The sequence below is a fragment of the Sphingobacterium multivorum genome, assembly GCF_900457465.1.
Classification (GTDB): Bacteria; Bacteroidota; Bacteroidia; order Sphingobacteriales; family Sphingobacteriaceae; genus Sphingobacterium; species Sphingobacterium multivorum.
In genome coordinates, this window is record NZ_UAUU01000011.1 from 1,245,891 (window position 1) to 1,271,776 (window position 25,886).

Below are 25,886 nucleotides of genomic sequence, written 5' to 3' on the forward strand. Positions count from 1 at the left end.
AGAAATATGTTTTTTCACCAAGATGCAACTTTTGAAGCGTTATCCATTCATCGTGTAGGCAATAAAGCGCAAGATGAATTTTATATTTTGTCGGATGCCCCGGTATCTCTTGAAGGAGATGAAGTGTTACCTGGACTATTGATGCAGTATTTTATGAGTCCTTTTGCAAAGGTGAATGAGGTATATCGCTTATATCATCCGAATGGAGAGCTGGAATTGAATGAGATTTTCTATTTTGCAAGACAGTATTTTAAGGAGCAGCTTCCATTTCACGATTTTTCCCAACAAATTTCAAAACACCTTTATGAGGTGTCCAACCATCCTAAAATTAAAGCTGGGGAGGTATATGTCGTTGCCTTAAAGAATGTACAGATCGAAGGGGAAGAACATGATGCCATTGGTATATTCAAATCGGAGAATAAAGAGACTTATTTGAAAGTATATCCGGAGCAAGGTGCTTTTATGTTGGAATATGAGCAGGAGGCGATCAATATCAATAAACTGGACAAAGGCTGTATTATTATCAATGTAGAAGAAGAAGAAGGTTATAAGGTGCTGGTTCTCGATCAGACAAACCGTCAACAGGAGGCAGTATACTGGAAAGATGAGTTTCTACAGCTGCGCGTGCGTAACGATAACTTCAATCAAACAGGGAATTATCTGAAAGTCTATAAGAACTTTGTTCAGGAAAAACTAGATGAGACATTTGAACTGGAGAAAGCGGACAAAATTGATTTGATGAACAAATCCATGAATTACTTTAAGGAAAAAGAAACTTTTGTCCAAGAAGAATTTGAGGAGGAAGTACTGGGCAATCCGCAGGCTATTGCTTTATTTCAGGACTTTAAAGCTGGTTTTGAAGACGAATTTGACTCCCCATTTCAGGCAAGTTTTGAAATAGCAGATAAAGCGGTGAAAAAAATGGAATCTTCTTATAAGTCTGTTTTAAAGCTGGATAAGAATTTTCATATCTATGTTCATGGCAAACGTGAATATCTTGAGAAGGGGTACGATGAGGATAAAGGCATGAATTATTACAAGGTCTATTTTGAGAACGAAAGTTAATCGTTTTATAGCTTATTTGAATGGATAAACGCGATAAAATAGCTGTTTTCACGGTAGTATTACTTCTGATTGGAATTTTTATTTTCTCCTTGGTTGAGCAACATAGCCAATGGATTGAGGCGTTTTATGCACGCGGGTTTTACCGTTCCTATAGTCATGTGCCAAGATTTATTTTTGGGTATGTTCCCTTTAGTTTAGGTGATCTATTTTATGTCCTAGTCGTTGCATTTCTACTCTATTCAATTGCTAAATTAATCGGAAATTTATGGAAAGGAAGATGGAAAAGTTCTTTTCGTTCGGTTTTGACTATGATCAATTTGGTATTAGGTCTCTATTTTTTCTTTTACCTATCATGGGGTATGAATTACTATCGTGAACCAATCAGTATAAATGCCAATTTGAAAGTTGATAGCTTAAAGTTAGCGGATTATCTCGTGGTTTTGAATGGGTTTTTGGACAGTACAAATAATCTGCGGGAACATGTGGATCCATCCGAATGGGAAGAGCATAAAGAAACTATTCAAAGGGATTTGAATACATGGGTACAACAGGATACGGCTTTTGCAGATTTCCTGTCAAGAGGTCAAATTAGGGCAAAATCACCCATAAATAGCAGGATAGTTTCTTTTTTTGGTGTCTCAGGTTATTTTAATCCGTTCACTCATGAAGCACATGTTAATAAAGCCATGCCGGTAACCTTTTTACCTTTTACTACAGTGCATGAACTTGCGCATCAACAGGGAATTGGTTTTGAAGACGAGGCGAATTTTATCGCTTTTGCTCGCTTACAGCGACATCCACAGATCTTTTACCGATATTCGGCTTATCTACAGACCACACTGTATATGTTACGTGAACTGCAGGGCATGTATCCTGATTTAGGAAAAGATTACAAGGGAAGATTAAGCGCAAAAGTATTGAACGATATGGAAAAAGAAAGGTATTTCTGGAGTCAATACACAGGTTGGGTCGACGATGTGATGGGATTGTTTTATAATCAATATCTCAAGCACAACAATCAAAAGGAAGGCATAGCACGATACGATCGGATGACACGGTTGGTGTTGGCCTATGAGCTTAAAAGAAGAGGCTGTAGATAATAATGAGCCCATTAAAAAAGGCGTATTAGAGAATAATACGCCTTTTTTATGGATTAAGGAATTTTGTTATTGTGTTGAAATTAGTTCAAATGTACCTTCAGTTCCGGCACTACCCGAATAAATTTGCCCTTGAGGCAAGCCTCTCAATCCGGTGGGAGCGGTTTTAATCCGATCATAGATGTTTCTCAAGTCCGTGTTTGCATTGACAGCCCGCCCACCTGCTGCAACATCTCCATAAATATAATTAGGCGCTTTTTTATTTGTTGTCTGAGGTTTAAGGCTACCAGTTGTTAAATTGACTTTAATTTTTCCTCCGTTACCATTCGGAAAAGTTTTGGTGCCATTAAAAGCGTCATCTCCCTTTGCAATGATATAAAGAGAACCTAATTTTTTGAAAATTAGCATTGATGTCAAAATTTGCACCATTATTCTTTCCATCTGTTCCATAGATGGTTGCTTTATTTCCAATTTCAGCATAACCAATTGTTAGCTTGACATTTTTCTTACCATAGAACGAAAGGGTAGAATTGTCTTTCATGATTAAGGTATCGATGTGCATGACAACAGTAGAGTCTCTATTATCGATATTTTTTTTCGCTTTTTTGCCAATTTCCAGTTTAGAAATATGTTGTGTTTCTTGTGCTTTCCCAGTGAAGGTCATTGCAAAGCAAAGAAAAAAGCCTAGAATAAATTTAAATTTCATAAAACTTTTAATTAATTGTAACTAACTAGTAGTTTGACAAATAAAAGGTAAAAGAGTTTAAAATTTAGCGAGATATTTTACAATTAATTTGGCAGTTTTCTCTGATGCGCCAGGAGAACCTAGCTTTTCGGCTAAAATATCATAGTTTTCCATCACACTTGCACGGTGAGCTTTGTTATTGATAAGTTCACCTACTTCATAGGAGATATCGTATGCCGTGCATTCGTCTTGAATCAATTCCCGTACTGATAAGAAATTGTTAATTAGATTGACTAGTGAGATAAATTTAACCTTGATGACTAATTTGGCAATCCATACCGATATTGGGTTAGCTTTATAAACGACAACCTGAGGTACTTTCAAGATACCTGTTTCGAGTGTAGCCGTTCCACTCGTTACGACTGCGGCTTCTGCGTTATGGAGAATGTCGTAGGTTTGATTGAAGATTACGGGAATATCAATACCTTTAAAAAATTGCTTGTAGTAGGCTTCATCAAAATTAGGCGCACCGGCAATGACAAATTGATGTACAGGAAAGAAAAATGGAAGTTCGGCCATGATGGGAAGGAGGTTGGCAATTTCCATTTCGCGGCTTCCGGGTAAAAGGGCGATCAAGGGTTTTTCTGAAAATCCATGCTGCTCCCTGAACTTTGGGTTGAATTGATAGGCTGAAATCGCATCCAACAGCGGGTTTCCAACGTAATCAACGGGCATGCGCCACTTTTTATAAAAATCTACCTCAAAAGGCAGAATACAAAACATATGGTCGACAATCCGTTTGATTTTCTTTACGCGGCCTTGATTCCAGGCCCACACTTTAGGGGAAATATAATAACATGTTTTGATGCCATTTTTTTTTGCAAAAGCAGCAATTTTCAAATTGAAGCCAGGGAAATCTATAAGAATGACGGTATCCGGTTTTTCTTTCAATAGATCATTTTTAACAAGTTTGAGATTCCTAGATATCTTGGGCAGATTTTTTAAAACCTCTATAAAGCCCATAAAGGCCATTTCTGAAGTATGTATCAACGCTTTTTTTCCCGCCTCTGCTTGCATGAGATTGCCCCCTACGATTTGGAAAGTCGCATCGGGGTCTTCAATTTTTAATGCTTTAATAAGATTGGCACCATGTAAGTCTCCTGAAGTTTCACCTGCAATAAGATAGTATTTCATATGTCAATGATTTTATTCTTTATGATCTTATGAGATATCTTTTTTTCGTTAAAACTGCGTTTAGTCTTAACCATGGATATTTCATTCAAATGATCGTTTTTGAACTGTTAAAGATAAGATTATTCTAGGTATATGATGAATTCGAGCATATTATTCCATATCTTTAATTAAAGATGTTCAAGTTTTGAAGAAAATATCCGAAGTATAAAAGGTAAATAGTAATTTTGTCTTATGCAACGATTGTGGTCCTTAATAAGAAATAAGTATTTGTTAGCCGCTTTGGCTTTTCTCGTGTGGATGTTGTTTTTTGATCGAAATGACTTTGCCACGCAGTATAGTTATCAAAAGCAGAAAGCGAATTTGGAAAGTGAACGCTCCTTCTACCTTAAGGAAAATGCGGCTATCATTAAAACAATAAACGATATTCGATCAAATCCGCAGGAAGTACAACGTATTGCACGTGAGAAGTATAAGATGAAAAAAGATAATGAAGATATTTATGTGATTACTAAAGTAGCACCTAAAGAGAATCATTAAGATCTACGATATGATATAAAATGAGAAACAACGGCCATCATGTTTACATGACGGCCGTTGTTATATAGTATATAGATATGGGTATTTTAATTTGCGGCTTGGGCTACTAGACCAATATATAAAGGTTTCTTTTCATCATTAGCCTTGCCTATGAGTATTAATGAATAATAATAACCTTCAACCAATTTAATGTCGCTACGTGTTGCGATAGTTTTTCCGGCTTTATCACGAGCGGTGACAGTGAATGTGCCACTCTTTTGAGCAATAAATCCCTGATGGGCACTTGCTGAATTTTGTGTTTCTTGTGCTCTATTGGTCCATTCTGAGGGGGAAGCCTGATCTCCTATTTTCAGGGTAACTAAATCTGTACCTTCAGCAAGATTAAAGAAGCGTAAACCAGACTCTGTATTTTTGATGTCTTTATTGATTCGATCTGTTGTGATCACCTGTACGGGTTTGGCTTTAGTTCCAAATAAAAAGGATGTATAGATGGTGCTATCTTTGATTGTTACAGTTGTGTCCGTTAATTTCGTGTTATATTCAGCGGAGACTGCAATTCTACGTGCTCCTGTAAATAGCCCAATTTGAGCATAACTCTTGAATCCCAATGGATAATTAGGGTTTTGAAGCGGGCCGCCGTCTGCAAAATATATAACTGCATTGGCATCCGTGTATCCATTAACCATGGTAAGCAATGCGGCAGGAATTGGCTGGTCATCGTTATCTTTTAGACAGCTTGTTAAAAAGAATGCCGCTAAAGCAATAGCAATAAAATTAAATAATCTATAGTTTTTCATAACCGTGTAATATTAAAATTTGTTTTTGTGACTCACATTGCGCTTGTGTTGTCTATTATACGGAGATGACTGACACTTTGCTACAGCGATTTGTAAAAATAATAAAAATCCATATTCAGACCTCGTTTTTTATTCCGATGACCCTTGTAAATGAATATATAAAGTAGTTGGTTGGACCGACAGCGGATCAATAAGGGTTCCTATGCAAAATTTAGTCGGTGTGAGGGGAGGGATTTGGTTATGTTCGCTGCGCATTGTGATTCTGGTTCGTGTTTGGTTTAGCGCGAGGATTTGGATTGTTAAACTAGTAATCCTAATTTTGAAGTATGAACAATAGAATCAAAAGAATTGCGAAGGGAATGTTTGAGCAGTTTAGGCATCGTAAAATTACGGAATCTGAATTTGTACAGGCGGAGGCAAAAGCGAGGAATCTAGGAGGCTATATGGACGACTTCAACGTATTAATTGCGATGTGTAAGGACACCATTACGGGGAAGTATAAAATGGACAAATGGAATTTATCGATTATTATTGGAACGATACTTTATGTGGTTTCGCCAATTGATGCAATTCCCGATCTTATTCTCGTGGGCGGGTGGATAGATGATGTGGCCATTGTGGGTTATGCGATTCGCAAACTCAGCGCTGAGATGGAACAGTACAAGCGTTCAAAGTTTCCTGTCGAAACGAGATAAATAAAAAAAGCTACTTTAGAAAAGTAGCTTTTATTTTTACTGAGAATTTTAAAAAGGTCATTATATTGTTGTTATGCAAAATATATTGGCTGTTCGTGTGAGGCCAGAAGTGGCTAGGTAAACTTTGAGTTATACCGTAAAAAAGGTTTCGCCCACACGATTTTATTCTCAGGAGTCTGAACAGTACTTAAGGCCGCGAAGCGAGCTTGAATAAAACAAAAGGATAGACGAAGGAGAATTGAGTCAATATGATTTAAATTCTTAATTATGGCTATTAGAAAGCAATGCATTGGGATAGATATCTCAAAATCAACCTTTACAGCTTGTTTATGTCAACAGGCGGAAGATGGCAAATTAACGTTCTCAAAGGTCCTGGACTTTGGTAATGATAGTAAAGGCTTCAATCAATTATTACGTTGGGTGAAAGGTCTGATTGTATCAGATTCGGAGCTAGTATTTCTCATGGAAGCCACAGGCGTTTATTATGAGAACCTGGCCCACCATCTATACAAAATCAAAAAAAGGGTTCATGTTGTGCTTCCCAACACCTCAAAACACTATTTCTCTAGTCTTAATGTGAAAACAAAAACAGATGCAGTTGATGCGCGAATTCTAAGTCAGTTTGGTATTGAGAGAGTTCATAAGTTGTGGTCCCCACCACCAAGCACACTCTTGCAGCTCAGGAATCTAACTCGTTACTATGTTCAGCTTCAGGAACAAAAGACAACACTTGGCAATATTAGTCACAGCAAGGACTGCGCACATGATATCCAAGTATTTATTACCAAGAGCAACAAAAAACTCATTACTGAGATAGATAAGGAAATCGAAAGATGCCTGAAAGAAATTAAGAAAGCTATCGAAAAGGAAGATGTACTGAAGGAGCATGTCAGAAAGGTTTTGACGATAAAAGGTGTAGGATTGATTACGGTAGCAACGATATTAGCTGAAACAATGGGTTTTGAGCAGTTTCATAGTTCAAAACAATTGGTTAGCTATTCAGGCTATGATGTAGTGCAAAGAGAATCTGGCACCTCGATTAAAGGCAAGACTAGGATCTCCAAGAAAGGAAACAGATATATCAGAAATGCACTTTATTTCCCAGCGATGGTGGCCTGTAGGTACAATGAAGCATTAAAAGAAACTTATATCAGAATCAATAAAAACAATAAGGCATCGAAAATGATTGGACAGGTGGCAATACAGCGGAAACTCTTAGTGTTGATTTATACGCTTTGGAAAAACGATACTGAATTTATTGAAAACTACCAAAGAGGTAGTCTCGATCCGAAAACCGAGACTACGCAAGATAGTTCAGTAGCTGAACTTCTTTAGAATACAAAAATACTTTTTTGTCTAAATATTTGGAATTTATAACAGTACCTTTTTTTATTTATTATTGAAGTTCAATTAGTGCTTAAAGTGTCTAACACCTGTTGTCACCATGGAAATTCCTTTTTCATTGGCCATATCAATTGATAATTGATCTTTAATTGAACCACCAGGTTGTAACACGGTTGCTATTCCAGCTTCCGAAGCAATCTCCACACAATCAGGGAAAGGGAAGAAGGCATCAGATGCCATCGCACAGCCTTTAAGGTCAAAACCGAAAGAAATTGCCTTCTCAATAGCTTGTTTCAATGCATCTACACGAGAAGTTTGCCCTACGCCTGAAGCTAACAAAGTACCATTTTTAGCAAATACGATTGTATTTGATTTGGTGTGTTTTACAATTTTGTTTGCAAAATAAAGATCCTCCAGTTGTTCAGAAGTTGGCTCTACTTGCGTTACCGTAACCATTTGTTCAGGTCCTTCAATCGTATTGTCTTTATCTTGAAGAATGACGCCGTTCAATAAAGTTTTGAACTGTTGTCCAGGTAATGTAACCTCTTTACGAACCAAAATAATTCTGTTTTTCTTTGCGGTAAGTATAGCAATCGCTTCTTCAGAATAAGAAGGTGCAATCAACACTTCGAAGAATAATTTATTGATCTCTTCAGCTGTTGCCGCATCAACTTGTCCATTCGTTATTAAGACTCCACCGAAAGCTGAAACAGGATCACATGCTAAAGCATCTAACCAAGCTTGTTTGATTGTTGACCGTGAGGCAACCCCACAAGCATTTGTGTGTTTTAAGATCGCGAATGTAGGCTCTGTGAACTCATCAATTAAAGCAACGGCAGCATCAACGTCAACCAAATTGTTGTAAGATAGCTCTTTACCGTTTAATTTATCAAACATCTTATCTAAGTCGCCGAAGAAAATGCCTTTTTGGTGCGGGTTTTCACCATAGCGCAACACCTGCGCTTTTTGCTCAGATTGTTTAAAAACCTGAAGCGGATTTTCTTGATTGAAATAGTTGAAGATTGCCGTATCGTAATGCGAGGATGTATTGAATGCACGTTTAGCAAATTCTTTACGTTGTTCCAACGACGTATTACCTTCTTGGTTTGCTAGTATTTCTTCCAATTCTTTGTAATCATTTTTGGAAGAGATAATAACCACATCGTTAAAGTTTTTAGCGGCAGCGCGTATCAATGAAATTCCACCGATATCTATTTTCTCGATAATATCTTGTTCCGATGCACCGGAAGCAACAGTTTCTTCAAAAGGATACAAATCCACAATAACCAAATCGATCTCAGGTATTTCATACTGAGCAAGCTGTTGTTGATCCGACTCAAGCGGGCGGCGCGCCAAGATACCGCCAAATACTTTTGGATGCAATGTTTTTACACGGCCTCCTAAAATGGAAGGGTAGCTGGTGAGGTCTTCAACTGGAACAACATCTATCCCTAAATCTTTGATAAATGTTTCTGTTCCACCAGTGGAATAGAAGGTAACACCGTATTTGTTTAATAATTCAACTAAAGGAGCGAGGCCGTCTTTATAATAGACTGAAACCAATGCATTTTTAATCTTTACAGAATGGTTCATTATGATGGATTTGTTTCGTGGCGCAAAGATAGGTATTTAAAATCTTGATATCAATAAATCAATTACTTTAAATAGAAAGGAGAATCTGTTTACGAGATTCTCCTTTCTAGATTGTTTTAATTTTATACCAAATTGAGCTTTAATTTTAGCTCTTCAGAAATTTGGTTGGTGATTTCCCAGATTGGCTCTGGTTCATCGGTATTGTTAAATATGACCTGATCGCAAGTGTCCTGATAGGGCAGTAGGTACTCGTTGTAGGAGGGTAGAACATGGTTTACCCATTTGTACATGACATCATCTTCAAAGTATCCCCGTTCAACCAGATCACGGTGTAAGCGTCGTCTTAACGCGATATCCTGATCAGCGCTTAAAAATATCTTATGATTGATTAAATTATTTATCTCTGTATAATAGAAAATGAATAGACCTTCAATAATTAATATCGGTGCCGGTTTAATCTCTAATATTTTGGGTGTTAATGAAGGGTTGTTAAATGTATACTCTTCTTTATATATTGTCTCACCGTTAAAGAGAGCCTTGATATCTTTATAAAAAGCATCTCTGTCGATTGATGTCGGAATATCGAAGTTATAGAGCCTATTTTCCTCCTGAGTTTTAGTATTGGCAGGGATGTAATAATCATCTTGGGAAATTAAGGTCACCTCATGTGGGTTAAAATGTTTTAAAAAGCTATTTAAAAAAAAAGTCTTCCCAGAACCACTACTTCCGGCAATTCCTATGACATACGGTTTGTTATTCATTCTTACTATGCTATAAAAGCTATTTTATTCTGTTAATTTTCTAGAGGTAATCCATACGCAATTTCAACCTGGAAGCGTTTATCAAGTGCGCCTATGCTCGCGGCGGCAGACTTTGACAACACGACAATTGCATTTTGGTTTTCGGCATTATCATTAAATTTACCGACCACTTTTGCATAAGTCACACTTTTGGTCATTGGGTTAGTAATTTTTAAAATAGTACCTACTGGAGCTGACTTATGAAGAGCGAGGTTGCTTGTACCTTGAGATGATAGCCCATCAATCCAGACGCCAATACCACGTTCGGACTTTTCACGTATTCCGTAGCGGTTTGTTGAAATTTGATTTTCTTCTTTATCATCACCGTCAGTAGAATCGGGGCTTACAATTTCGATTCCTTTAGGTTCAACTAATTTTGGTCGTTCAGGAGGCAGGGGCTGATTGGGGATCATGAGTTTCATTCCACCGCCAATAACATTATTTTTTAAGTTATTTGCTTTTTTGATGTCTTCAACAGAAATACTGAACCTTTTAGATATGGCATAAAGTGTCTCTTTCTCACCAACGATATATTCCGTGAAACCTTCTTGCTGCTGCGGATTACGCGGATTTTGCACTGTCATATTTCCACGGTCATTGTTTACTGTTGATTTCGCTTTTCGACCTGTTGGAATCTTAACAATTTGACCCAGGCTTAATGTTCCATTACCGTTTATTTGGGTCAATTGGCCTACCGTCGTTTTATACTTTTTACTTAACTGGTAATAATTATCTCCTTTTTCAATTTTGAACAGCACGTATTCTTCACCATTGATTGCTTCTGTTCCTACTGAATCAGGGATAAAATCAGCGCGTAAAGAAGTTGAGTTTTTTGCTTCAACTTGTTGAATAGCTAATATCGCGATGGATAGAATAGCTATCTTTTTATATGTCTTTAATTCGAATAAAACTTTCATATATTTTGCAATTATACTAAATACGAAACAAACTCCCGTTTATTATCTGTCAAAAGGAATATTTGTTCGTGAATAAGAAAATAAATGTTGAAGAGCTTTAGTTCCAGCTTGGAAACTGCAATAATAGACTCTGTCAATGTTTCTCTTGTGGATTGCACTAGCCTGATTTGATAACAATTGTTTCTGTCTTTTTCATAGAAAGCCCAAATAAAGTAGTCATTCACTGTATTTATCCAGATTTCACCATCAATTGGGAAATCCTTCAAAAAAAGGGGTATTTCACCATTGTAGATAATAGGATAGACGAGCTCGCTAGCATAAGGTTTAAAGAAAATTTCATTTTTGCTTTCAATCGACATCGATTGGAGGTTCAAAAATAATTGGAAGCCTTCTGCTATTACTTTTGGTCTAATAAGCACGCCTTGATCAACCATGCCGATGAATATGTAGTTGAACCAGGTTTCTTGAAGCTGCGGATTGTAGCAATCGATTACCTGTATGCCTGCGTCAATAGGTGAATTATTGGCAATCTTCTTAAGTATTAATTTTTTGCATTGAATTCCTGCTAGGACCCACTCTTTGGCTATTGCCTTGAAGTCTTGTAATACGTAAGTTCCTTCAAAAGTGATGACATTAAAATAGGGAAAGGTATCATCTGGATTTCTTGTCTCTATAGCGATCAATTTATTCTCCGCATCGATTTCTATCCGCCAAATGGGGTATGTAAAAATGAAATTGAATGCTTTTGAAATTGTGTGATTTGCCATGTAATTTTCAATCCAAGGGGACAAACTTAGATAAAGTTACTTTTATATACAAGTATAATCACGCGTAAACTGATTTTATCGTGTTTTATGTTTGTTTTAAACAGTATTTTTCTCAAAAAAAAGTCCAGACATAGCTGGACCTTTTTTTTGAGAAAAATACTGTTTAAAATTTAGAACCAATTGTTAGTACAACATTAGTCCGTTGATTTTTTATATCGGCTACCGGACTAGCATTATTCCAGTAGTTCTCATTAATCAAATACGGGCTTTCTTTGTAATTGACTGCATTATACGCACCGGTCAAATCAACATACATGCCGCGGCCAAGTTTAGCGCCGATACCTAAAGATGCTGTATAATTCGTGTAGTCTGCATTTTTATAGGGGTTGCCACTGTAATTGAAACCAGCTCTTCCGCTGAATACATTATCAAACATCACTTCACCACCAATTCGGGCATTAAATGCACCTTGGTAAGTATCTTTGATGTTTTGATTCATGTTCTTTTCTAACGTTTTACTGTAATTTCCCACATCTTTAAAACGCATAGCGGCATAGTCTACCCATTCGACATCAGCCGTTATTAATCCTCTTGAGAATAATTGGCTTGCCCCAAGAGACAATTTATAGGGTGTATTCATGTTATACTCCAAGTAACTGTGCCCTGCGTCATCACTGGTTCTATACTCTTTAAATGATTTGTCTTCATTTGGTCTGAAGTAACGGAACTCAGAATTGCTATATGATTCATCCCGGATGCTCATAAATGTAGGTGACTTAGCAGTGAATCCCATGCTAAACGTTGGCGTAAATTTATAGATTACCCCAAGTTTAAAGTCTACACCGGTACCATCAGTGGCCTGCGCATAATCATCATATAATTCATAATCTTTATCCAACATGGCATACTTTTGGGCATTGGTTGGTTTTAAAAATTCTGAATCTTTGTTGATGGCTTTTAATTGGTCGGCGGTCATTGTTTGACCATATTCAGTAAACCAGCTGGAATTGTCGTACGTAAACGCAGTGAAACCTAAAGAGGCTCCCAAATACAATTTGTTGCTATAATTCGCACCAAATGACAAAACAGATTCGGATTTACTGCCTTTTTCCAAAATAGAATTTACCTGATCAAAGCCATCCTTTCCATTAAAATTATCAAAGTCAGTAATAGGGAAATATCTTCCGTTATTGCCTGTTTCTTTATCAAATAATAAAGAGTTATTATAAACTTCCTGGCCCCAGCCATTCATACCGCCAGGTGACGATAGCTGGTCAGAATAAGCGCCAGAGATCGAACTTGTGTTATTTACTCCTCGATATTCTAGCAGATTATTATAGACATAATTGCGATTATAAGCAATACCGACATTGAAATTTAACCAGCCTTTATCTAAGTTGCCTCCGTTGCGGTAAGTTGGTAAGTGAAAAACAATTCCAGCATTATCTAAGTTGAAATTGTTCTTGCTACTGTTTGAATTTTGACCAAAATAGTCGGTTTTGTTTTTATTGTTCAGGTACCTGCCAGTTACTGATATATCAGACTGATTGAAGTAACCCAAACCTGCGGGGTTACTCGTAATCGAACTTATATCTCCACCTAATGCGGTAGATGCATTTCCCATGGCCTTAAAACGAGCTGTTCCGCCATTGTCCCCTTGGGAGAATAAAAGTACATCTTTCGTATATTGCGCTTGAGTAGTCCCTGCTGCACCTAAAACGAATGCAGTTCCAAAAAGTAATTTTTTGATTGTCATATGCTAAAATATCGTCAATAATAATCAGTAGCACACAAGATGCTGCGTGCTACTGTTTAAATGCTTTTAACTATCGAGTACGTCCTCCACTTGATCTTGAGCTACCGCCTCCAGAGAAGCCTCCTCCCGAAGATCTAGAACTACCACCTCCAGAAAAACCACCGCTAGAGCGGGAAGATGAACCACTATCATAGCTTCTTGTTGGCGGAGTATACGACGGTCTTGACGTTGAGCTTGGGTTGCTGGAACGTGTTTCCATCGAACGGCTCATCGGACGAGATACCTCTCCCGAACTGTTTCGTGATCTGGAATCATTATTATAATATCCGCTAGAGGTGCTACGTGTGTTGTTTGGATAGGAGCCATTGACTCTGTCTGACGTTCTTGAACGCATACCGTCTGAGTAAGCTCTGTTCGAAACGCCATCTGATGTTCTTGTTCTTCCTCCAGTTCTATCGTATGAAGAACTCCGTGAAGATACCGTGCCATCAGAATTTCTTGATCTACTAGCAACGGATGTGATTCTGCCTCTAGAATCACGTGCTACGCCAGTACGGTCGTATCCTCCAGAACTCCGAGCAACACTGTTACGGTCATATCCACCTGAAGTTCGGGTTCGTGATGATGAACTGCGCGTGTTATAGTTATCTCTGTATACAGATCTACTTGATGCATAGCGTGGTCTTGAGTTACCCCAGTAGCCACCGCCCCAGTAACCGTTTCCATACCAACCAGATCCCCAATAGCCGCCGCCATACCAGCCACCCCAAGGTCTGTAACCGCCATACCAAGGAGAGCCCCAGCCCCAGCTAGATCCCCAACCCCATCCGAGGCCGATAGACCACGATGAACCCCATCCAGAGTTCCATCCCCATCCCATTCCGAATGAAGGGCCGTATCCATACCAACCACCGAAACCATAACCATACCATGGATCAAAAAATGGGTCAAAGTACGTCATGCCCGGACTAGCGTAATAGAAACGATTGATACGGTTTGCATATTCAAGATCTTCATAGGAATCATTGTTGTAATCCTGATCAGAATATTCGTCATCATAGTAACCACCTTGTGCCTGTCCATTTGGTTGGGACTGATCTGCATCTGTGTAATAGTAATCTGGGCTTTGATAAACCTTTTGTCTCGCTTGCCCATTATTGCCATAGACATCGTCGCCATAGATTTGCCTACTTGTACCGCAGGAACCAAGCATGAACGCTCCTGTTATGGCAAGTGCTCCGATAAATAATCTATTTTTTTTCATAATATCCTAAATCCTTATTTTCGATTATACAGCCTTATTTACTATCTTAGACGCAGATTTCTCGAAGGGGTTTAATCGAAGTAATCAAAAATACAAATATTTTTTATTGAACGCTTTTCGTATTAGAATTACAGACGGGATTTAACGTAATAATGTTACAATAATTTATCAATTTCATATGAGTAAAGGAATAACAAGTCGTGCTGAAGATTATTCGCAATGGTATAACGAGCTTGTGATCAAAGCTGATCTAGCTGAAAATTCAGCTGTACGAGGCTGTATGGTGATCAAACCATACGGCTACGCTATCTGGGAACGGATGCAAGCGATCTTAGATAAAAGATTTAAAGAAACAGGTCATAGCAACGCTTATTTCCCTTTATTCATTCCCAAATCGTTTTTTTCAAAAGAAGCTGCGCATGTGGAAGGTTTCGCTACCGAATGCGCGGTAGTAACTCATTATAGATTAAAAAACGATGGTACAGGTAAGATCGTAGTGGATGAAGAGGCGAAATTGGAGGAAGAGCTAATTGTACGTCCGACTTCTGAGACGATTATATGGAATACCTACCGTGGTTGGATTGAATCTTATCGTGATCTTCCAATTTTGGTCAACCAATGGGCCAACGTCGTACGATGGGAAATGCGTACACGTCTTTTCTTGCGTACTGCGGAGTTTTTGTGGCAGGAGGGCCATACAGCTCACGCAACCAGAGAAGAGGCTATTGAAGAAACCGAACGTATGCTTGATGTCTATGCGGAATTTGCTGAAAAGATATTGGCTGTGCCTGTTGTACGTGGTAGAAAAACAGAAAACGAACGTTTTGCGGGTGCCTTGGATACCTATTGTATTGAAGCATTGATGCAAGATGGAAAAGCATTGCAAGCAGGAACTTCTCATTTTCTTGGCCAAAACTTTGCAAAGGCGTTTGACGTGAAATTTACGTCTAAAGAAGGAAAATTGGAGCATGTTTGGGCGACTTCTTGGGGTGTTTCTACACGTTTGATGGGTGCATTGATTATGGCTCACTCAGATGATCAAGGATTGGTGTTGCCACCAAAATTGGCACCAATTCAAGTTGTCATCGTTCCGATTTTTAAAACTGATGCAGAAAAAGCACAGATCGATGAATTCGTGAATCAGTTGACAAAAGAATTACGGGTGAACGACATATCCGTAAAATACGACGATCGGGACACTCAACGTCCGGGCTTTAAATTTGCAGAATGGGAGTTAAAAGGTGTTCCTGTACGTGTAGCAGTCGGGGCAAGAGATATGCAAAATGGTACGGTAGAATTAGCGCGTCGTGATACCCAAACGAAGGAAACGGTTGCTCAGGAGGGCTTGGCCGGTACTATTGTACAATTGCTAGATACTATACAAGAAAATATATACCAAAAAGCATTAAATTTCAGGACATCGCATTTCACTGAAGTGAATTCGTATGATGAGTTTAAAGAAGTGCTGGAAGGTAAGGGTGGTTTTATCTCTTGTCATTGGGATGGAACAACAGAAACGGAAAAACGCGTAAAAGAAGAAACCAAGGCAACAATTCGTTGTATTCCTCTGGATGCGAAAGAAGAGGAAGGTGTTTGTATCTTTACCGGGAAGCCTTCAAATCGTCGTGTACTCTTTGCAAAAGCCTATTAATAGTCTTATCAGAATATGAGGATACTCATTTTGGGATGTGGTTGGCTTGCAGAATCTTTTGCGCTACATATGAAGTATCAAGGCCATGAGGTTTGGGCTAGTACGACAACATCTGAAAAATACCATCGGTTGAATGCCGATGGTATTTTTTCATTTATTCTAGACTTTGATTATGAAAACTTTCCAGCAAGGATAGATTTACCTACTCAATTTGACTTCGTATTAAACAGTATTCCGGCAAGTCAGAAAAATAGTGTAGCGATTCTTGAAAACAGATTTTCGAATATTAAATCATTTTACAGGCACATTACTTGGAAGAAACAAGTCTTTCTGAGCTCTATTGGAATTTATCCGGATAAAGATGCTGTATTTGATGAATTCTATGCAGATACAACCGAGCTCTCATCAAAACTCTTGCTTGCTGAAGCATGCATGTTGGGATTGGCTGATACCATAATTTATCGATTAGGAGGTTTGTTTGGTAAAAACCGTGTTTTTGCCAAATATTTTTCCGAACGTATTTGTACGACGGGTGAACAGCCAGCCAATTTTGTTCATATCGATGATGTGATCAGACTGTTAGAGGCGGCATCTTGCAATGTGCTTAAACATACTGTATACAATGTTGTTGCTCCCTTACATCCTAAAAAAAAGGACGTAATTCTAGCGTCGGCAAAAAAATATGGCTATATTTTGCCACTTGCATTCGAAGCAACGAATACGATTCAAAAAATAGTTAGGGGTGAATTACTTCAAGAGGAACTGGAGTATGAATATGTCCTGCCTGATCCTTTGCAATTTTAATTCATTTTTATTTTAAAAAGAAAAATGAATTTGTGACTACCAAGGTGAAAAAATTAAATAATTTCATTATTTTAACATCAATTCTACTATGGGAAATTTAAGTAGAGGGTCATATTTGCTGGAATTTACCAATATCGAGAAATTTTTGCCAGATATTGGTGTTTTCCTTTGAACAAACCGATAATAGATTAGTATTTTAACAGCATATTATAATAGAGCCATGACAAATGTAGAGAGACATCAATATATCTTAAAACAATTAAAGGAAGTCGGCGTAGTTCAGGTAATTGATCTATGTGAGGAATTGGGCGTTTCCTCTGTGACCATTCGGAAGGATTTGACCTTGTTGGAAGATAGTGGATTGTTGTTTAGGACGCATGGCGGGGCAACACAATATAATCCTTATACGACTGATCGTACCGTATTTGAAAAAGAGAAACTTCGTTCGGATGATAAAAGCAGGATCGGGAAAAAAGCGGCTGAAATGATTGAGGAAAATGATTCCATCATTATAGCTTCAGGAACGACCATGCAGTCGCTAGCAAAGCAGATTGTTCCTAAAGGAAATATTACTGTAGTGACTTCGGCATTGAATGTTGCAATGGAATTGATCAAATATCCTTCGGTTGAAATCATGCAGATGGGGGGGACGCTTCGCAAGACCTCAACATCCGTAACGGGAAAGTATGCAGAAAATTTATTACAGGATTTTTATTGCAGTAAATTGTTTTTGGGCGTGGACGGGATTGACCTGGAGTACGGGGTATCAACGTCAAGTGCGCAGGAAGCTCAATTAAATCGCATTATGATCGATACGGCTCAAAAAGTTGTCGTTCTTGCAGATTCTTCCAAATTTGGAAGAAGAAGTTTCGGACGAATTTGTGGTTTTGATAAAATTGATATATTAATTACCGATGACAAAGTAAATACAAGCTTTGTGGAATCGTTAGAAAAAGCTGGGGTAAACGTCATAGTTGTTTAACACAGTTTAACAAAAATAACTCAAAACTATGCTCGTCTTTTATCATAAAAAATGTCCCCAAAAGAGTGTTTAACTTTTTGGGGACATTTTTTCTATGGACAGTTTTTTTAGCTCAGTGCCGGCTCCTGCTGGCTTAAACAGTGGAAACTTCCCAGCCCCCAAATAATGTCAACGGAATTTATACCGATGACTTTACGTGTAGGGAAACAGCCTTGGATAATATCCAGTGCTCTTTGGTCATTTTTATCGTTGAAGATCGGTACAACAACGATATCGTTTGCAATGTAGAAATTAGCATAAGAAGCAGGCAATCTTGTTTCGTCATAGATGACCGGTGCTGGCATTGGGAGCTCAACGATATGCAGTGGCTCTCCATTTAAGAGTCTAAATGAACGAAGTGTTGCTAGATTTTCTTGAAGTATCTCGTAGTTTTCATCCGTTGGATCTTCCTCGACAACTGTTAAAACGGTGTTTTCGTTGACGAAACGTGTGATATCGTCAATGTGTCCATCTGTATCGTCTCCAACGATACCGTCTCCAAGCCATAAAACCTGTTCCTGACCGTAAAATTCTTTTAAATAAGTTTCTATCTGCTCTTTTGTCAGGTGTGGATTTCGGTTTTTATTCAATAGACAAGCCGTTGTTGTCATGATTGTTCCTGCGCCATTAAACTCAACTGAACCGCCTTCCATGACGATATCAGGGACAAATAGAGGAAGGTTGAATGTTGTGGCAATACGTGTCGGAACAATATCGTCAAGGTCGAAAGGAGGGTATTTTCCACCCCAGGCATTATAGCCCCAGTCGACTACTGCTTTTTGATTTGTTGCTTGGTTAATAATAAAAGCGGGACCGTGGTCTCTACACCAAGCATCGTTAGTCGGATTAAAGTAGAATTCGATATTGCTAAAATCTGTTGTCACTTCTTTGAGTGCGGTAATAGCAAAATTTTGCATTTCCTCATTAGCGACGTTAATCCTTACTTTTTGCCCTGCTGCTACGGCTTTAATAAATTTCGCAATAAGGTTTGTATATTGTTTCGATCTTCCCGGGCCAAGATTCCTCTTTATGTGGCCAGCTCAACCATAAGGCTTCTTGCTTTGCCCATTCTGCAGGAAAAAAGAAGCCCTGTTGTTTGGGGAATTGTCAAAATAGTCCAGGGTGAATGTTTTTTTTGTTCCATACTTATTTTAGCGGGATTAAAAAAGCCATTTCAGTTTGTTTCAGCACAGTGGTATGCCTTCGAAACTGAAATGGCTAGCATATCCAATATTAGTCTTCGTCAATAAAACGTTTGGTGATCGGCGCGTATGTTTCGATTCTTCGGTCTCTCAAAAATGGCCAATGTTTTCTGAAATAGTCCGATTCATTTAAATCTAGTTCGACGACCTCAATTTCTTCTTTGTCATGTGAAGCAAGGTACAGTAATTTACCTTGTCCATTCGTCACGAAGCTTCCACCCCAAAATTTCATTGCACCATTTTGTTCAAATCCCACACGGTTAACGGATACAACAGGAACGCCGTTTGCAACGGCATGGGAGCGTTGTATTGTTTGCCATGCATTATATTGATCTTTGTTGGTTTCTTCATCTTGGTCTGTTGCCCATCCGATAGCAGTAGGATAGAATAAAATTTCGGCACCCATCAATGCGGTAATTCGAGATGCTTCCGGATACCATTGATCCCAGCAAATTAAGATGCCTATTTTTCCAAATTTTGTTTTGAATACTTTGTAGCCTAAATCGCCTGGTGTAAAATAGAATTTTTCGTAAAACGCAGGGTCATCTGGAATATGCATTTTGCGATATTTTCCTAAATAGGAACCGTCTGCATCCAATACAGCGGTTGTATTATGGTACAGTCCTTCTGCTCTTTTTTCAAATAATGAAGCGATAATGACGACACCTGCTTCTTTAGCAACAGCCGATAGGGCGTCCGTTGATGGACCCGGAATAGCTTCAGCCAGTGCGAAATTGTCATAATCTTCCACATCGCAGAAATATAAAGAGGTAAATAGTTCTTGCAGACACACAATTTGCGCACCTTTTGCAGCGGCTTCTTTTACTTTAGCGATAGCTTTTTCGAGATTCTCTTGTTTGCTTGCGGTACAGCTCATCTGTACAACTCCAACTTTTACTTTGCTCATTCTTTAATGCTTATTTTAATACAGCACAAAGATACTATTCTTAATTTGGATTTGGTCGGTAGGAAAAACAAAAAGAGCTCTTAGAGCTCTTTTCGTAATCTTGCTACAGGAATGTTCAATGCTTCCCGATATTTTGCAACCGTTCGCCGCGCAATATTGTAGCCTTTTTCTTTGAGAATCTCAGTGAGTTTCTCGTCAGCCAAGGGTTTCCGTTTATTTTCTTTTGCGATGCACTCCTCCAATATTTTCTTAACCTCTTTATTGGATACTTCTTCACCAGAATCCGTTTGAATAGCTTCAGAGAAAAACGATTTTAAGAGAAATGTTCCAAATTCTGTTTGTACGTATTTTGAATTTGCTACCCGCGACACAGTTGATATATCCATATCGATTTTGTCGGCGATGTCTTTTAATATCATTGGTTTTAGCTTACGATCATCACCTGTGAGGAAATAATCATATTGGTATTCCATGATTGCATTCATTGTTTTTAGTAGGGTTTGTTGACGCTGTTTTATTGCATCAATAAACCATTTGGCTGAGTCAAGTTTTTGTTTGACAAATTGCACAGCCTCTTTCATTTTTTTATCCTTTTGATCCGATTTCTCGTAATGTTCAAACATATGTTGGTAATCACGACTTATGCGGAGCTCAGGTGCATTTCGGCCATTTAAAGTCAAATGCAGTGTTCCATCATTATTGCTGATATGGAAATCCGGGATAATATGTAGTTGCTTGCCTGCTACTGCGCCAGAATCTCCTGGTTTTGGATTAAGTTTTAGAATTTCGTTGACTACGTTTTTTAAATCTTCTGATGAAACGCCTAAAGATTTTTCTAATTTATCATAATGCTTTTTAGTGAATTCTTCCAGGTAATTCGCTACGACTTTAATAGCGAGTTTGATTGTGGGATTTTGTGTGTCCTTTTTTTGTAATTGGATCAATAGGCACTCTTGCAGATCTCGTGCTCCAATTCCTGCAGGCTCAAAATCTTGAATTACCTTTAGCATATCCAATACTTCCTGTTCATCGGTCATTACATTTTGGCCAAAAGCGAGGTCGTCGACAAGATTGATGATGGGCCGGCGTAAATAGCCGTCATCGTCCAGACTGCCAATAATTTGCTGGCCAATTAAAAAGTGCTTGTCATCTAAAGCTAAAAGGTCTAATTGTTGTTGTAACTGCTCATAAAAGGAGTGCTGAATTGCAACAGGCATTTCTTTTCGGTCGTCATCGTCATCTCCGTAGTCATAGCCATTGCCATAATCTTTGAAATCATCTTCCTGGATATAGTCTTCTAAACTAAAGTCTTCTGAGTCGAATCCGTCTTCATTGTCAAAGTTGTCATCTGGATCTTTATCGGGGTATTCTTCTATAGGATCGGTCATATTAGTCAAGCTACCATCTTCTAACGCAGGGTTTTCTTCTAATTCTTCCTTGATTCTCGCATCTAATGAAACAGTCGGAACCTGCAACAATTTTATAAATTGTATTTGCTGCGGGGACAATTTCTGTAATAGCTTTTGTTGTAATGTTTGTTTTAACATGCTAATAGTTGACTTTTTTACATCTAAATTTAAACAAATATCATTATTATTTTAAAATAAAATCGATAATAAATAAAAAATGGGTATAATATTTGTGGAACGCGGGAAAAAGTTGCAAAGAAATTTGAGACTAGGCCTTTTTCTACCTATAGGTCTTTTGTTGTTTAATCGTGGCTGTAATTTCCAAAATCCACCCTTTCGAATTATGTCGTATTTTACAGTTGTTTGGCAGGTGTTTTTTATTGTTAAAAAATGTAAATAGTTGATTACAGCGATTTATTTAGTTGTATATTTAGCCCCTGAAAATAGATAAAAAGGCATATTGGACAGGTGTAAAACCTTTTGCTGGTCGGATGTGTTGAATATAAGATAAATTTCCATTTATGTTTAAACGTATTAAGAATAGGATTCTTCGTTATCTTGTTATAGCAGTATATTTTATCATTATATTGGTGTGTGCTATACAATTGAATTTTTTGTGGCTCTTTGGTTATTCTCCAACAAAAAAGGATATCGTTATGCCTAGTGTTAATATCTCTACGGAATTATACACGGCAGATAGTGTTTTAATTGGACGGTATTTCGACGAGGACAGAAATCCAATTCCATTTGATAGTATTCCGAAGTCTGTTACTAATGCGTTGATTGCAACTGAGGATGTTCGTTTTTATAGCCATAATGGTGTTGATTTTTTTGGTCTAGGATCAGGTATTATCTCTACATTAAAAGGGGATAAGCGTGGTGCAAGTACAATTACGCAACAGTTAGCTAAAAATCTTTATCGTACACGTTATAATAAGGCCGGTGGATTGTTGACGCGTCTTCCCGTGGCGGGTCTAGTGATCACGAAGTTTAAGGAGTGGATGACGGCTTATAAATTGGAGCAACGTTATTCCAAAAATCAGATATTGGAGATGTATTTAAATACAGTATCCTTCAGTAATAATGCCTATGGGATTGAGACTGCTGCAAAGCGCTATTTTTCGAAAGGAGCGAATCAATTGAATCAGACCGAAGCTGCTGTTTTGATTGGCATGTTAAAAGGTACGACTTTATATAATCCTATTCGTAATCCCGAAAATGCTTATGTGCGAAAAAACACCGTTTTAAGTCAAATGTATAAAGGTGGTTTTCTGAAAAAAGAAGAGTATGATAAACTGGTTAAGGAGAAGATTGTTTTGAATACAAATAGTCAAGATCTTAATGCGGGTGGAGATTCTTACTTACGTGCTGCAGTAGCTAAATGGTTGGAAAAATGGTCTGAGGATAACAATTATGATATCTATACAGACGGTTTGAAAATTTACACGACGATAAATTCTAAACTTCAAAAGCATGCTGAAGAGGCTGTGGCGAAACAAATGATTGAATTACAGCAACGTCTAAATAACACCTGGGAGGGCCAGGAGCCTTGGCGTGATTTATCAGGTAAGGTTATACCCAACTTCTTGGATAATTTGGCAAAGAAAACTCCTTATTATGCTTTTTTGAGTAAAAAATATGCGAATACCCCTGATAGCATCAATTACTTCCTAAATAAAAAGAAGAAGATCGAAGTTTATAATTGGAAGGATGGTGGTAAGATCCAAAAGGATATGTCTACAATGGATTCTTTGAAATATTATGCCATGATGTTAAATGCAGGCATGATGTCTATGGATCCGTACTCGGGTGAAATTAAAGCATGGGTGGGTGGGATCAACCACCAATATTTTAAGTATGATCACGTGATGCAGGCGAAGCGACAAGCGGGGTCTACATTTAAACCTTTTGTATACTTGGCTGCTTTGGAGTCAGGGATGTCTCCGTGTGATAAGATTACGGATAAACCTGTTACGATCAAGATTGATAAAGGAGATTCTGTTGAGGTTTGGGAGCCTAAAAATGCAGATTGGAATTTTTCCTATCGTGAAATGTCGTTGCGTCATGCGATGGCGCGTTCCATTAATTCGGTTACGGTTCAGTTAACTGATATGGTTACGCCCGCGAAAGTTGTTGATGCGGCACATCGTTGTGGTATTACAAGTAAATTAAATCCTGTTGCCTCTGTGGGGTTAGGACCTAATGATGTTTCTGTTTTTGAAATGGTGAACGGGTACTCGACGATGATGAATCACGGTGAGCGTGTCTCACCTTTATTGGTGTCTAAGATCGAGGATCATGATGGTAATGTTATTGCCACTTTTCAGGCGGAGCGTAAACAAGTGGTGGATAAACAAGATGCCTGGTTGATGACGTATATGCTGCGGGGTGGTATGGAAGAACCTGGAGGTACATCTCAGGGATTGTGGGAATGGGATTTATTTGATAAGGAAAATGAAATCGGAGGAAAGACAGGTACTTCTTCCGAATATGTAGATGGTTGGTATATGGGAGTGACTAAAGATTTGGTGACAGGTGTTTGGGTTGGCTGTGACGAACGGAGTATTCACTTTAAAAATTCTCATTCGGGAGAAGGTTCTCGTACAGCATTACCAATATTTGGGGTGTATATGGAGTCTGTTTATAAAGACAAACAATTGGGATATACGCAAGGTAAGTTTCCTAGTCCTACTGTTGAAATTACGAAATCTTACAAATGCGAAACTCCGCGTTATAGTGATCCGGAACCAGAGCAAAGTGATTCGACACAAGTAGAAGAGCCCGCTGATGAAGGATTTATCGGGCCTGAGGAAGAGGGAACGGAGCATCCTGTTGAGCGTAATCATACTGAAGGTGCTGATAGCGGAACGAGTAGCGTAGGGTCATCCTCGTTGGAGGAGCTTGGTAGTCAAAACTGATAATAGTTAAAGATATATCTAAAAAATAAAGATGGCCGCCTAGTTTAACTAAGGTGGCTTTTTTTATGCTAGGCTGCGTGGTTGGAATCTCTCTTGGTGAACGTTTGGTGTTGCTGAGGGAAAAGATTATTCCAATTAGGATTATATTTACGGATGAGCCTTTCGACTTGCATGGTTGTAAAATGTTGCAGTTCACTTATTCTCTTATTGGCGGTCTCCGAATTTGTGAAAGATTCTGTGTAGATTATTCGATTTAAGCTAGGGCCCTGGTTGAAAATAAAATTATTGGACTGCTGTAGTTCCATTACTGTACTAAAGATGTTGGAACTGAGACCGATTTTAAAGTGTTTCCGATTGTTGTCGGTTGATATATATACAATAAAATTGTTCATAATGCTAAATTATTTGGATGTTTAAAATATATTTACTAATTTTATTGGCACAATATTACTAATAAAATTAGTTTTTGCAAAATATTTTTTTGAAAAAATAATATGTCAAATATTTCGTCCAATCTGAAATTCCTTCGAAAAGGAAAAAAAATCACCCAGCAACAATTTGCTGATCTTATGGAAATTAAGCGTGCGTCTGTCGGTGCATACGAGGAAGATCGAGCAGAGCCTAAATATGAGTTATTAAAGAAGATTGCCGAATTCTATGGTTTGACTATGGATGAGTTGGCAAACGATGTTATTGATGACAAATGGAAGCCGGTTCCTAAAAGCAATGCCTCAAATTTGAGGGTGCTTAGTGTGACTGTGGATGCAGATGATCGTGAAAATATCGAACTTGTTCCGGTTAAGGCTAGTGCGGGGTATTTAAATGGATATGGTGATCCAGAATATGTTGCTGAGTTGCCAAAGTTTTCGCTACCTATGTTTGGTCAGGGGACATTTCGTGCTTTTGAAATAAAAGGGGATTCGATGTTGCCTTTACCTTCTGGTTCTATTATTGTGGCCGAATACGTAGAAAATTGGCATGATATTAAACCAGGAAGTACCTATATTGTCGTGTCGAAAGAAGATGGTGTGGTGTATAAACGCGTTGCTTTTAAATTTAAAGAGGATAAAGGTTTGAAGCTTGTTTCTGATAATAAGACCTATGAGCCTTATTGGGTAGAGACTGCTGATATTCTTGAAGTGTGGAAGGCTAAGGCTTTTATCAGTACACAGCTGCCCGAACCTACTCCGGAGCCAACCATGGAAACCCTGACCAGTATGATGGCGCAGATGCAGAAGACGATTAATGCAGTGGTAGATGGTTCTAAATAGTGGAGAATTATCTACGTATTTTTATTATTTAGTCACGCTGTGAAGATGATTACAAGGACTGAGGAGCGATCGATTGCTTGTTTTAATAGGGACTGTAGGTATATTGAATATAAAAACAATCTATCTAAGTTTGTTTTTTATTTTATAAAATGCTATATTTGCATATCTGAAAGGAAGGGGGCTCGTATTGCC

Annotated in this window: 23 protein-coding genes and 1 pseudogene; 10 read left to right on the forward strand and 14 right to left on the reverse strand. The window is 38.2% G+C overall.

Going from position 1 to position 25,886, the window contains the following annotated elements:
- The first annotated feature begins 6 nt into the window (after nucleotides 1-6).
- Both DTA23_RS22625 and DTA23_RS22630 read left to right on the forward strand, forming a co-directional pair.
- Nucleotides 7-1,065: a nucleoid-associated protein gene (locus DTA23_RS22625; RefSeq protein WP_046675457.1), complete on the forward strand. Its 1,059-nt coding sequence runs from the start codon at nucleotides 7-9 to the stop codon at nucleotides 1,063-1,065.
- A gap of 20 nt (nucleotides 1,066-1,085) precedes the next feature.
- On the forward strand, nucleotides 1,086-2,165 hold the full coding sequence (locus DTA23_RS22630; RefSeq protein ID WP_112376115.1) for a DUF3810 domain-containing protein: 1,080 nt from the start codon (nucleotides 1,086-1,088) through the stop codon (nucleotides 2,163-2,165).
- Nucleotides 2,166-2,231: 66 nt separating this feature from the next.
- Here the strand turns inward: DTA23_RS22630 and DTA23_RS29725 are convergent, their stop codons facing one another.
- Genes DTA23_RS29725 through lpxB form a run of 3 tightly spaced genes read right to left on the reverse strand, consistent with a single transcriptional unit; the run spans nucleotide 2,232 to nucleotide 4,041 of the window.
- Nucleotides 2,232-2,612 (reverse strand): hypothetical protein, encoded by a 381-nt coding sequence (locus tag DTA23_RS29725; RefSeq protein WP_256604618.1) that lies wholly within the window; start codon nucleotides 2,610-2,612, stop codon nucleotides 2,232-2,234.
- Nucleotides 2,518-2,868, reverse strand: coding sequence for a hypothetical protein (locus DTA23_RS29730; RefSeq protein WP_256604619.1), 351 nt, complete (start codon nucleotides 2,866-2,868; stop codon nucleotides 2,518-2,520). The genes DTA23_RS29725 and DTA23_RS29730 overlap by 95 nt, the downstream gene beginning before the upstream one ends.
- Nucleotides 2,869-2,925: 57 nt before the next feature.
- A complete protein-coding gene (lpxB, locus tag DTA23_RS22640) occupies nucleotides 2,926-4,041 on the reverse strand; it encodes a lipid-A-disaccharide synthase (protein ID WP_112376116.1) in 1,116 nt (371 codons plus the stop codon).
- Between the two features lie 267 nt (nucleotides 4,042-4,308).
- Between lpxB and DTA23_RS22645 the strand changes: the two genes are divergently transcribed.
- Nucleotides 4,309-4,578 (forward strand): FtsB family cell division protein, encoded by a 270-nt coding sequence (locus DTA23_RS22645; RefSeq protein WP_256604620.1) that lies wholly within the window; start codon nucleotides 4,309-4,311, stop codon nucleotides 4,576-4,578.
- A gap of 86 nt (nucleotides 4,579-4,664) precedes the next feature.
- Here DTA23_RS22645 and DTA23_RS22650 read toward each other — a convergent pair whose 3' ends face one another.
- A complete protein-coding gene (locus tag DTA23_RS22650) occupies nucleotides 4,665-5,375 on the reverse strand; it encodes a DUF4397 domain-containing protein (protein ID WP_070567787.1) in 711 nt (236 codons plus the stop codon).
- Between the two features lie 326 nt (nucleotides 5,376-5,701).
- Between DTA23_RS22650 and DTA23_RS22655 the strand changes: the two genes are divergently transcribed.
- Both DTA23_RS22655 and DTA23_RS22660 read left to right on the forward strand, forming a co-directional pair.
- On the forward strand, nucleotides 5,702-6,070 hold the full coding sequence (locus DTA23_RS22655; RefSeq protein ID WP_112376117.1) for a YkvA family protein: 369 nt from the start codon (nucleotides 5,702-5,704) through the stop codon (nucleotides 6,068-6,070).
- A 267-nt stretch (nucleotides 6,071-6,337) separates the two neighbouring features.
- A complete protein-coding gene (locus DTA23_RS22660) occupies nucleotides 6,338-7,405 on the forward strand; it encodes an IS110 family RNA-guided transposase (RefSeq protein ID WP_112374335.1) in 1,068 nt (355 codons plus the stop codon).
- Between the two features lie 75 nt (nucleotides 7,406-7,480).
- Here the strand turns inward: DTA23_RS22660 and purH are convergent, their stop codons facing one another.
- The 6 genes from purH to DTA23_RS22690 form a co-directional block, all read right to left on the reverse strand.
- Entirely contained in the window at nucleotides 7,481-9,007 is a 1,527-nt protein-coding gene (purH, locus tag DTA23_RS22665; protein ID WP_112376118.1) for a bifunctional phosphoribosylaminoimidazolecarboxamide formyltransferase/IMP cyclohydrolase, read from the reverse strand.
- Between the two features lie 122 nt (nucleotides 9,008-9,129).
- Nucleotides 9,130-9,768, reverse strand: coding sequence for a uridine kinase family protein (locus DTA23_RS22670; protein WP_046675464.1), 639 nt, complete (start codon nucleotides 9,766-9,768; stop codon nucleotides 9,130-9,132).
- Between the two features lie 32 nt (nucleotides 9,769-9,800).
- Nucleotides 9,801-10,724 (reverse strand): LysM peptidoglycan-binding domain-containing protein, encoded by a 924-nt coding sequence (locus DTA23_RS22675; RefSeq protein ID WP_070567783.1) that lies wholly within the window; start codon nucleotides 10,722-10,724, stop codon nucleotides 9,801-9,803.
- Between the two features lie 11 nt (nucleotides 10,725-10,735).
- Entirely contained in the window at nucleotides 10,736-11,491 is a 756-nt protein-coding gene (locus tag DTA23_RS22680) for a hypothetical protein (RefSeq protein ID WP_112376119.1), read from the reverse strand.
- Nucleotides 11,492-11,654: 163 nt separating this feature from the next.
- The gene (locus tag DTA23_RS22685; RefSeq protein ID WP_112376120.1) at nucleotides 11,655-13,247 is read right to left on the reverse strand and encodes an OmpP1/FadL family transporter; all 1,593 of its coding nucleotides are present in this window, start codon (nucleotides 13,245-13,247) and stop codon (nucleotides 11,655-11,657) included.
- A gap of 70 nt (nucleotides 13,248-13,317) precedes the next feature.
- Nucleotides 13,318-14,511, reverse strand: a complete 1,194-nt coding sequence (locus tag DTA23_RS22690) for a hypothetical protein (protein WP_084823262.1) — start codon at nucleotides 14,509-14,511, stop codon at nucleotides 13,318-13,320.
- A gap of 178 nt (nucleotides 14,512-14,689) precedes the next feature.
- Here DTA23_RS22690 and proS point away from each other — a divergent pair, with 178 nt between their 5' ends.
- From proS to agaR, 3 genes are all read left to right on the forward strand, one after another.
- Nucleotides 14,690-16,162 (forward strand): proline--tRNA ligase, encoded by a 1,473-nt coding sequence (proS, locus tag DTA23_RS22695; RefSeq protein ID WP_046675471.1) that lies wholly within the window; start codon nucleotides 14,690-14,692, stop codon nucleotides 16,160-16,162.
- A gap of 15 nt (nucleotides 16,163-16,177) precedes the next feature.
- Nucleotides 16,178-16,966 (forward strand): Rossmann-fold NAD(P)-binding domain-containing protein, encoded by a 789-nt coding sequence (locus tag DTA23_RS22700; RefSeq protein ID WP_112376121.1) that lies wholly within the window; start codon nucleotides 16,178-16,180, stop codon nucleotides 16,964-16,966.
- A gap of 220 nt (nucleotides 16,967-17,186) precedes the next feature.
- A complete protein-coding gene (gene agaR, locus DTA23_RS22705) occupies nucleotides 17,187-17,948 on the forward strand; it encodes a transcriptional repressor AgaR (protein ID WP_046675473.1) in 762 nt (253 codons plus the stop codon).
- A 107-nt stretch (nucleotides 17,949-18,055) separates the two neighbouring features.
- Here agaR and DTA23_RS22710 read toward each other — a convergent pair.
- From DTA23_RS22710 to rpoN, 3 genes and pseudogenes are all read right to left on the reverse strand, one after another.
- A pseudogene (locus DTA23_RS22710) lies at nucleotides 18,056-19,088 on the reverse strand (agmatine deiminase family protein); the annotation flags it as partial.
- A gap of 132 nt (nucleotides 19,089-19,220) precedes the next feature.
- Entirely contained in the window at nucleotides 19,221-20,096 is an 876-nt protein-coding gene (locus DTA23_RS22715) for a carbon-nitrogen hydrolase (protein ID WP_112376122.1), read from the reverse strand.
- 80 nt (nucleotides 20,097-20,176) lie between these two features.
- Nucleotides 20,177-21,643 carry an RNA polymerase factor sigma-54 gene (gene rpoN / locus DTA23_RS22720; RefSeq protein WP_112376123.1) on the reverse strand — a complete coding sequence of 489 codons (1,467 nt, stop codon included), beginning with the start codon at nucleotides 21,641-21,643 and terminating at the stop codon, nucleotides 20,177-20,179.
- Between the two features lie 518 nt (nucleotides 21,644-22,161).
- Here rpoN and DTA23_RS22725 point away from each other — a divergent pair.
- Nucleotides 22,162-24,423 carry a penicillin-binding protein 1A gene (locus DTA23_RS22725; protein ID WP_370445128.1) on the forward strand — a complete coding sequence of 754 codons (2,262 nt, stop codon included), beginning with the start codon at nucleotides 22,162-22,164 and terminating at the stop codon, nucleotides 24,421-24,423.
- A gap of 68 nt (nucleotides 24,424-24,491) precedes the next feature.
- Here the strand turns inward: DTA23_RS22725 and DTA23_RS22730 are convergent, their stop codons facing one another.
- Entirely contained in the window at nucleotides 24,492-24,815 is a 324-nt protein-coding gene (locus tag DTA23_RS22730) for a GIY-YIG nuclease family protein (protein ID WP_112376125.1), read from the reverse strand.
- Nucleotides 24,816-24,917: 102 nt separating this feature from the next.
- Between DTA23_RS22730 and DTA23_RS22735 the strand changes: the two genes are divergently transcribed.
- Complete coding sequence (locus DTA23_RS22735) at nucleotides 24,918-25,694, forward strand: XRE family transcriptional regulator (RefSeq protein WP_112376126.1); 777 nt, start codon at nucleotides 24,918-24,920, stop codon at nucleotides 25,692-25,694.
- Nucleotides 25,695-25,886 lie beyond the last annotated feature (192 nt).

Bases quoted from the DNA above. Each gene is read 5' to 3' on its own strand.
- DTA23_RS22630 (WP_112376115.1), top strand. From the start codon at position 1,086: ATGGATAAACGCGATAAAATAGCTGTTTTCACGGTAGTATTACTTCTG.
- DTA23_RS22715 (WP_112376122.1), bottom strand. From the start codon at position 20,096: ATGAGCAAAGTAAAAGTTGGAGTTGTACAGATGAGCTGTACCGCAAGC.
- DTA23_RS22670 (WP_046675464.1), bottom strand. From the start codon at position 9,768: ATGAATAACAAACCGTATGTCATAGGAATTGCCGGAAGTAGTGGTTCT.
- DTA23_RS22735 (WP_112376126.1), top strand. From the start codon at position 24,918: ATGTCAAATATTTCGTCCAATCTGAAATTCCTTCGAAAAGGAAAAAAA.
- DTA23_RS22655 (WP_112376117.1), top strand. From the start codon at position 5,702: ATGAACAATAGAATCAAAAGAATTGCGAAGGGAATGTTTGAGCAGTTT.
- agaR (WP_046675473.1), top strand. From the start codon at position 17,187: ATGACAAATGTAGAGAGACATCAATATATCTTAAAACAATTAAAGGAA.
- proS (WP_046675471.1), top strand. From the start codon at position 14,690: ATGAGTAAAGGAATAACAAGTCGTGCTGAAGATTATTCGCAATGGTAT.
- DTA23_RS29725 (WP_256604618.1), bottom strand. From the start codon at position 2,612: ATGGAACAGATGGAAAGAATAATGGTGCAAATTTTGACATCAATGCTA.
- DTA23_RS22650 (WP_070567787.1), bottom strand. From the start codon at position 5,375: ATGAAAAACTATAGATTATTTAATTTTATTGCTATTGCTTTAGCGGCA.
- rpoN (WP_112376123.1), bottom strand. From the start codon at position 21,643: ATGTTAAAACAAACATTACAACAAAAGCTATTACAGAAATTGTCCCCG.
- DTA23_RS29730 (WP_256604619.1), bottom strand. From the start codon at position 2,868: ATGAAATTTAAATTTATTCTAGGCTTTTTTCTTTGCTTTGCAATGACC.
- DTA23_RS22700 (WP_112376121.1), top strand. From the start codon at position 16,178: ATGAGGATACTCATTTTGGGATGTGGTTGGCTTGCAGAATCTTTTGCG.
- DTA23_RS22690 (WP_084823262.1), bottom strand. From the start codon at position 14,511: ATGAAAAAAAATAGATTATTTATCGGAGCACTTGCCATAACAGGAGCG.
- DTA23_RS22685 (WP_112376120.1), bottom strand. From the start codon at position 13,247: ATGACAATCAAAAAATTACTTTTTGGAACTGCATTCGTTTTAGGTGCA.
- purH (WP_112376118.1), bottom strand. From the start codon at position 9,007: ATGAACCATTCTGTAAAGATTAAAAATGCATTGGTTTCAGTCTATTAT.
- DTA23_RS22660 (WP_112374335.1), top strand. From the start codon at position 6,338: ATGGCTATTAGAAAGCAATGCATTGGGATAGATATCTCAAAATCAACC.
- DTA23_RS22725 (WP_370445128.1), top strand. From the start codon at position 22,162: ATGCCTAGTGTTAATATCTCTACGGAATTATACACGGCAGATAGTGTT.
- lpxB (WP_112376116.1), bottom strand. From the start codon at position 4,041: ATGAAATACTATCTTATTGCAGGTGAAACTTCAGGAGACTTACATGGT.
- DTA23_RS22730 (WP_112376125.1), bottom strand. From the start codon at position 24,815: ATGAACAATTTTATTGTATATATATCAACCGACAACAATCGGAAACAC.
- DTA23_RS22675 (WP_070567783.1), bottom strand. From the start codon at position 10,724: ATGAAAGTTTTATTCGAATTAAAGACATATAAAAAGATAGCTATTCTA.
- DTA23_RS22625 (WP_046675457.1), top strand. From the start codon at position 7: ATGTTTTTTCACCAAGATGCAACTTTTGAAGCGTTATCCATTCATCGT.
- DTA23_RS22680 (WP_112376119.1), bottom strand. From the start codon at position 11,491: ATGGCAAATCACACAATTTCAAAAGCATTCAATTTCATTTTTACATAC.